The organism is Streptomyces nanshensis (assembly GCF_001751255.1).
GTDB classification, from domain to species: Bacteria; Actinomycetota; Actinomycetes; order Streptomycetales; family Streptomycetaceae; genus Streptomyces; species Streptomyces nanshensis_A.
The window spans coordinates 1-6,342 of sequence record NZ_LJGW01000679.1; the positions used below are offsets into that span (position 1 = coordinate 1).

A 6,342-nucleotide genomic window follows, 5' to 3' on the forward strand; every position below is an offset into this window, starting at 1 on the left:
CGCGGCACGCGGCCGTGCCGACGCCCGCGTCGAGCGGCGCGTGCGCAAGCTGCTGCGGCGGATGACCGTCGAGGAGAAGTTCGGGCAGCTCCAGCAGCTCACCTGGAACCCGGACACCGGCCCCGGCGAGGGCCAGAACGAGAAGGCCCGGGAGGCCGCCGCCGAGGGCCGGTTGGGCTCCGTCCTCAACATCACGGGCGCCGAGGAGTGCAACGAACTCCAGCGCTACGCCGTCGAGGAGTCCCGGCTCGGCATCCCCCTCGTCTTCGGACTCGACGTCATCCACGGGTTCCTGACGACGTTTCCCGTGCCGCTGGCGCAGGGCGCCTCCTTCGACCCCGGTGTCGTCACCGCGGACGCCGAGGTCAGCGCCCGCGAGGCCGCGTCCTGGGGCGTGCACTGGACGTTCGCGCCGATGGCCGACGTCAGCCGCGAGCCGCGCTGGGGCCGCATCGCCGAGGGCAGCGGCGAAGACCCGTATCTCACCGCCGAGTTGACCGCCGCGAAGGTACGCGGCTACCAGGGCGAGGACTACTCGGAGAAGGGCCGGCTCGCCGCCTGCGCCAAGCACTTCGTGGGCTACGGCTTCCCCGAGGGCGGCCGCGACTACAACACCGTGGACATCTCCGAGCGCCGCCTGCGCGACATCGCGCTCCCGCCGTTCAAGGCGGCCGTGGACGCGGGCGTGGCCACCGTGATGGCGTCCTTCAACACCGTCAACGGCGTTCCCGCGCACGCCAATCGGCACACCCTCACCGGCATCCTCCACGAGGACCTCGGCTTCGACGGCTTCGTCGTCGGCGACTACAACGGCGTGCAGGAACTGATCCCGCACGGCGTCGCCGCCGACGGCGCGGACGCGGCGGCGCTCGCCCTCGGGGCCGGCGTCGACATGGAGATGGTCAGCACCACCTACGCCGACAACGGCCCGGAGCTGCTGAAGTCCGGCCGCATCGACCGGCAGCGGCTGGACGACGCCGTGACCCGCATCCTGCGCGTCAAGGTCCGCATGGGCCTCTTCGAGAACCCGTACACCGACGAGGACGGCCAGATCGCGGAACCGACCGCCGCCGCCCGCCGAAACGCCCGCGAGGCGGCCGCGCGCTGCGCCGTCCTGCTCAAGAACGACGACGCCACCCTGCCCTTCGGCAAGGACCTCTCCCGGCTCGCCGTCGTCGGGCCGCTCGGCGACGACACCCAGGAGCTGCACGGCACATGGGCGGGGCCCGGCGCGGGCAAGTTCCCCGCCGTCTCCGTGCTGGAGGGCGTGCGCAAGGCCGCACCGGACGCGAAGGTCACCTTCGCCCGCGGCTGCGACGTCACCGGCGAGGAGACCGGCGGCCTGTCGAAGGCGGTGGCCGCCGTACGGTCCGCGGACGCGGCGGTCGTCGTCGTGGGCGAGAAGGCGAGCCACAGCGGCGAAGCCGCCTGCCGCAGCGACATCACGCTGCCCGGCGTGCAGGAGGAGTTGATCCGCCGGGTCGCCAAGACCGGCAAGCCGTTCGTGGTGGTCGTCCTCGCGGGCCGGCCGCTGGTGCTCTCCGGCGTCGTCGGGCACGCCCCGGCGGTGCTGGCGGGCTGGCACCCCGGCCTGGAGGGCGGCAACGCCGTCGCGGACGTGCTCTTCGGGGACGTCAACCCGGGCGGCAGGCTGCCGGTGACCTTCCCGCGCGCGGTCGGCCAGGTCGCCGAGTACTACGCGCACGAGAACACCGGCCGCCCCTACGAGGCGGACAACAAGTACACCTCCAAGTACCTGGATCTGGCGCACGGTCCGCTCTTCCCCTTCGGACACGGGCTGAGCTACACCGCCTTCGCGTACTCCCGGCTGACGCTGAGCGAGCAGAGCGTGAGCGCACGGTCCGTACGGGACGGGAGCGCGACGGTACGGGCGTCGGTGACGGTGGAGAACACCGGCAGCCGCAAGGGCGACGAGGTCGTACAGCTCTACATCCGCGACAAGGTCGCCAGCATCGCCCAACCCGTGCGCAGGCTGCGGGGGTTCGAGCGGATCACGCTGGACGCGGGGGAGAGCCGCACGGTCTCCTTCGAACTGGGCGCGGCCGACCTCGGCTTCCACACCAACGACCCGTCCGGCGAACTCCTCGTCGAGCCGGGCGAGTTCGGCGTCTACGCCGGAGGCAGCTCGGAGGCGGAGCTGCACACCACCCTCACGCTCACCTGAGCCGGCTCACCTCGACCGGCCGTCGTCCGGGGCCTCTTCGCGTACGGCGCGGGCCACGGCGGCGGCCACGGCCGCCAGCAGCGCGACGCTGGTCAGCGCCGCCGTCAGCGAGAACCACTCGGCGAGGAAGCCGATGGCGACGGGGCCGATCAGCATCCCGCCGTAGCCGAGCGTGGAGGCGGCGGCCACGCCGTCGGGGCCGGCGAGCGCGCCGGCCCGGGCGACGGCCACGGGGAAGAGGTTGGCCAAACCGACGCCCGTGACGACGAAACCGGCGAGGACGAGCCAGACCTGCGGCGCCAGCGCGGCCAGCAGCATCCCCGCGGCGGCGGTCAGCCCGCCCAGCCGCAACAGGCGGCCCTGGCCGAGGCGTTCGAGCAGCCACGTACCGCCGAGCCGGCCCGCGGTCATGGCGAGCGCGAAGACGGAGTAACCGGCGGCGGCCACGCCCGGACCGGCGTGCAGATCCTCGGTGAGATGCAGGGCGCTCCAGTCCGCGAGCGCGCCCTCCCCGTACGCCGTGCACAGCGCGACCAGTCCCAGCAGGACAACGACGCGCCGCGCCGTACGGGACGTGCCGCGGGGGCGTACGGTGTCGCCGTCCCCGTGGCCGTCGGCCGCCTGGGACGGGACCGGTGCCGCAGCCGCGTCCGGTGCGGACTCCGGGACCGGCCCCGGCGCGGGTGCCGGGACGGTGAGCAGCACCCGCCCCGCGAGCACCGTGAGCACCAGCCCCGTTGCCGTGAGCAGCAGCAGATGACGCGTCGGCGTCAGATGCGCCGCCAGCAGACCGCCGACTCCGGCACCCGCCATGCCGCCCAGGCTGAACGCGGCGTGGAAGCTCGGCATCACCGGGCGGCGCAGCGCGGCGATCAGATCGACGGCGGCGGCGTTCATGGCGACGTTCACACCGCCGTAGGCTGCCCCGAACACAAGGAGCACGAGACCGAGGGACACGGCGGAGTGGGTCAGCGGGGGCAGCGCGACACTGAGGGAGAGCAGCGCTCCCGCGGCGACGGTCACCCGGTGGTTGCCCACGCGGCGGCACAGGCGCCCGGTGAGCATCATCGTGACGACCCCGCCCGCGGAGACGCCGAGCAGCGCCAGTCCCAGCGCGCTGGGAGAGGCGCCCGTCTGCTCCTTGATCGCGGGGATGCGGACCACCCAGCCGGCGAAGACGAAGCCGTCGAGGGCGAAGAAGACCGTGATCGCGGTACGGAGACGGCGCAGGCCGGGAGCAGGGGAGCGGACGTCGCCGCGGCCGCGGAGCCCCGTTGCTCCGGCAAGCGCCGACCGTATTTTGTTCAGTGTCGGCACAAAGCGAGAATAGAGGGGTGACCCCCACGCGTACAACCAAACTGGAGCGAGGCCGCAGCGTCCTGGGCCCGGCACTGGAGCTGATCCACACCGGCAGAGCGCCCACGCGGGCCGCGCTCACCGCCGAACTCGGCGTGACCCGGGCGACCGCCGGAGCCGTCGCCGCCGAGCTGGAGTCGCTCGGCCTGATCACGGTGGACTCGCGTCCCGGCGCCGCCTCGGGCACCCAGGGACGCCCCTCCCACCGGCTCGCGGTCGACCCCGGCGGACCCGTCGTGCTCGCCGCGCAGGTGCACGCCGACGGATTCCGCGCCGCGCTCGTCGGGCTCGGCGGTCACATCGTCGCCACCGCGCCCGCACGCCGCGCGGTCGCGGCCGACCCGGCGCAGATCCTCGGCGACGTCGTCGAGGCCGGGGCCGGGCTGCTGGAGAGCACCGGGCGGCGCTGTGTGGGGGCGGGGCTGGCCGTGCCGTCCGCCGTCGCCGAGCCCGAGGGCACCGCGATCAATCCGCTGCACCTCGCATGGGAAGTGGGCGCCCCCGTACGGGAGATCTTCACGCACGCCCTCGCACAGGCCCGTATCAGCGGACCGTCCGGGGAGAGCACCGCGCCCGGACACACGGCCAACGACATCAACCTCGCCGCCCTCGCCGAGCACCGGCACGGCGCCGGGCGCGGCGCACAGCATCTGCTCGTCGTGGGCACCGGACACCGCGGCGTCGGCGGCGCCCTCGTCCTCGACGGGCGCCTGCACACCGGGAGTTCGGGCCTGGCCCTGGAGGTCGGGCATCTGACCGTCGACCCCGTCGGGCGCCCGTGCCACTGCGGCAGCCGCGGCTGTCTGGACGTCGAGACCGACCCCCTCGCCTTCCTGGAGGCCGCCGGGCGCGACCCCGGTCCCGAGGTCTCCCTGCTGGAGCGCTCGCAGGAGCTGATCCGTACCGCGTACGAGACCGACACCGCCGTACGCGGCGCGGTCGGGACCCTCATCGACCGGCTGGGGCTGGGCCTCGCCGGCCTCGTCAACATCCTCAACCCCGACCGCGTCGTCCTCGGCGGGCTGCACCGCACCCTGCTGGAGACCGACGGCGACCGGCTGCGCACCGTCGTCGCCGACTCCAGCCTGTGGGGGAGGAGCGGCAGCGTGCCGGTGCTGCCCAGCTCGCTGGCGCACAACAGCCTTGTGGGCGCGGCCGAGTTGGCGTGGCAGCCGGTCCTCGACGATCCGCTGGGAGCGCTGACGGCGTGACGGGAGTGCACATCAGAGCCGGTGCCGAACGGGACCTGCGAAGGCTTCAACTGGCCGAGCGCGCGGCCGGATCCCTCTTCCGCGAACTGGGCATGGACCGGGTCGCCGACGACGCCCCGCCGCCGCTGCCCGTGCTGCGCCGCTACGTGCACAGGGGCGGCCTCTGGGTCGCGGTACGGGACGGCAGCGAGGACGGGGACGGCAGTGAGGACGGAGACGGCGGCAGCGGCGGGGACGGCGGCGGGCACCGGTCCGAGTACGACGGGGACGCGGAGGAGACGCCGGTCGCCTACGTCATGACCGAACCCGTGGACGGCGCCCTCCACATCGAGCAGGTCACCGTCCACCCCGCCAGCGCGCGGCGCGGCATCGGCCGCGCCCTCATCGAGCACGTCGCCCGCCGGGCCGCTGCCGCCGGGCACCCCGCGCTGACGCTGTGCACCTTCGCCGAAGTCCCGTGGAACGCCCCGTACTACGAGCGCTGCGGCTTCCGCGTGCTGGCGGAGGACGAACTCACGCCCGGCCTGCGCCGCATCCGCGCCGAGGAGACCCACGCGGGCCTGGACCGGTGGCCGCGGGTGTGCATGCGCCGTGAACTCGCCGCGTCCCGTGGGGAATCGGAGTCCGCGGGGCCGTAGGCTCGGGGGCGTGATGTCACCGGAGATCGCCGAGAGCCGCTATGTCAGCCTGACGACGTTCAAGCGGGACGGTACGGCCGTGGCCACCCCCGTCTGGGCCGTCGAGGACGACGGGGAGCTGCTGGTGTGGACGCGCGACGACAGCGGCAAGGTCAAGCGGGTGCGCAACGGCGCCCGTGTGACCGTCGCGCCCTGCGATGTGCGCGGCCGTACCGCAGAGGGCGCGGAGCCCGTCGAGGGCACCGCGCGGCTGATGACGGAGGAGGGCGGGCTGCGCCGGGTACGCCGGGCGATGGCCCGCAAGTACGGCTGGCAGTTCCGTATGACCGACGGCGGCGGGGCGCTGCTGCGGCTCGGCAAGCGCCCGCACGTCGGGATCGCCGTCACGCTCTGAGGGCGCAGCTCTCGCGCGGGAGCGCCGCTCCGTCCAGGCTGCGCGGTCCGCGGCAGCCGCCGGGCCTGCGCGTACTCCCGCGGAGGTAGCACGGGAGCCGTCGGCCGTACGACGACGCGGGCACCCTCACCGGGCCACTCTCGATGGCGAAGGACGACACAACAGCCTTTCGCGACCGAGGAGTCGACCGGAGATGTTCGAACTCGCATGGCACGACGGAGCGGGCCCCGGCCCGTGGATTCTCTTCTTCCCCCTCGTCTGGGCGGCGGTGATCGCCGGGGTGGTCCTGCTGCGGCGCACCGTCTGGCGCGGCCGCCGCGCTCCCTGGCACGGCTTCGCCACGGGCGGCCATGGTCCCGGCCCGGCACCGGCGGGCGGCCCCCGCAGCGAGAGCCCCGTGGATCTGCTCGGACGGCGCTTCGCACAGGGCGACATCGACGAGGACGAGTACTGGCGGCGGTTCTCGGTGCTCCAGGAGGGCGGCCGGCCGTATCCGGACGCCCCGGCGTGAGCCGCCCGCGCTGCCCGGCCCCGTGCGCCGCCGAACCGCCGGCGTAC

At 74.2% G+C, this 6,342-nt stretch carries 6 protein-coding genes; 5 read left to right on the top strand and 1 reads right to left on the bottom strand.

Annotated features, from left to right (window positions below):
• Positions 1 to 61: 61 nt before the first annotated feature.
• Positions 62 to 2,185: a glycoside hydrolase family 3 N-terminal domain-containing protein gene (locus AN218_RS31570; RefSeq protein ID WP_070020454.1), complete on the top strand. Its 2,124-nt coding sequence runs from the start codon at positions 62 to 64 to the stop codon at positions 2,183 to 2,185.
• 6 nt (positions 2,186 to 2,191) lie between these two features.
• On the opposite strand, the gene AN218_RS31575 is transcribed toward AN218_RS31570, so the two are convergent.
• Positions 2,192 to 3,502 (bottom strand): MFS transporter, encoded by a 1,311-nt coding sequence (locus AN218_RS31575; protein WP_070020450.1) that lies wholly within the window; start codon positions 3,500 to 3,502, stop codon positions 2,192 to 2,194.
• A 17-nt stretch (positions 3,503 to 3,519) separates the two neighbouring features.
• Here AN218_RS31575 and AN218_RS31580 point away from each other — a divergent pair, with 17 nt between their 5' ends.
• From AN218_RS31580 to AN218_RS31595, 4 genes are all read left to right on the top strand, one after another.
• The gene (locus AN218_RS31580) at positions 3,520 to 4,752 is read left to right on the top strand and encodes an ROK family protein (protein ID WP_070020451.1); all 1,233 of its coding nucleotides are present in this window, start codon (positions 3,520 to 3,522) and stop codon (positions 4,750 to 4,752) included.
• Positions 4,749 to 5,390: a GNAT family N-acetyltransferase gene (locus AN218_RS31585; RefSeq protein ID WP_338059656.1), complete on the top strand. Its 642-nt coding sequence runs from the start codon at positions 4,749 to 4,751 to the stop codon at positions 5,388 to 5,390. Before AN218_RS31580 ends, AN218_RS31585 begins: the two co-directional genes overlap by 4 nt.
• A 13-nt stretch (positions 5,391 to 5,403) precedes the next feature.
• Complete coding sequence (locus tag AN218_RS31590; RefSeq protein ID WP_070020452.1) at positions 5,404 to 5,784, top strand: PPOX class F420-dependent oxidoreductase; 381 nt, start codon at positions 5,404 to 5,406, stop codon at positions 5,782 to 5,784.
• Between the two features lie 193 nt (positions 5,785 to 5,977).
• On the top strand, positions 5,978 to 6,295 hold the full coding sequence (locus tag AN218_RS31595; protein ID WP_070020453.1) for an SHOCT domain-containing protein: 318 nt from the start codon (positions 5,978 to 5,980) through the stop codon (positions 6,293 to 6,295).
• Positions 6,296 to 6,342 lie beyond the last annotated feature (47 nt).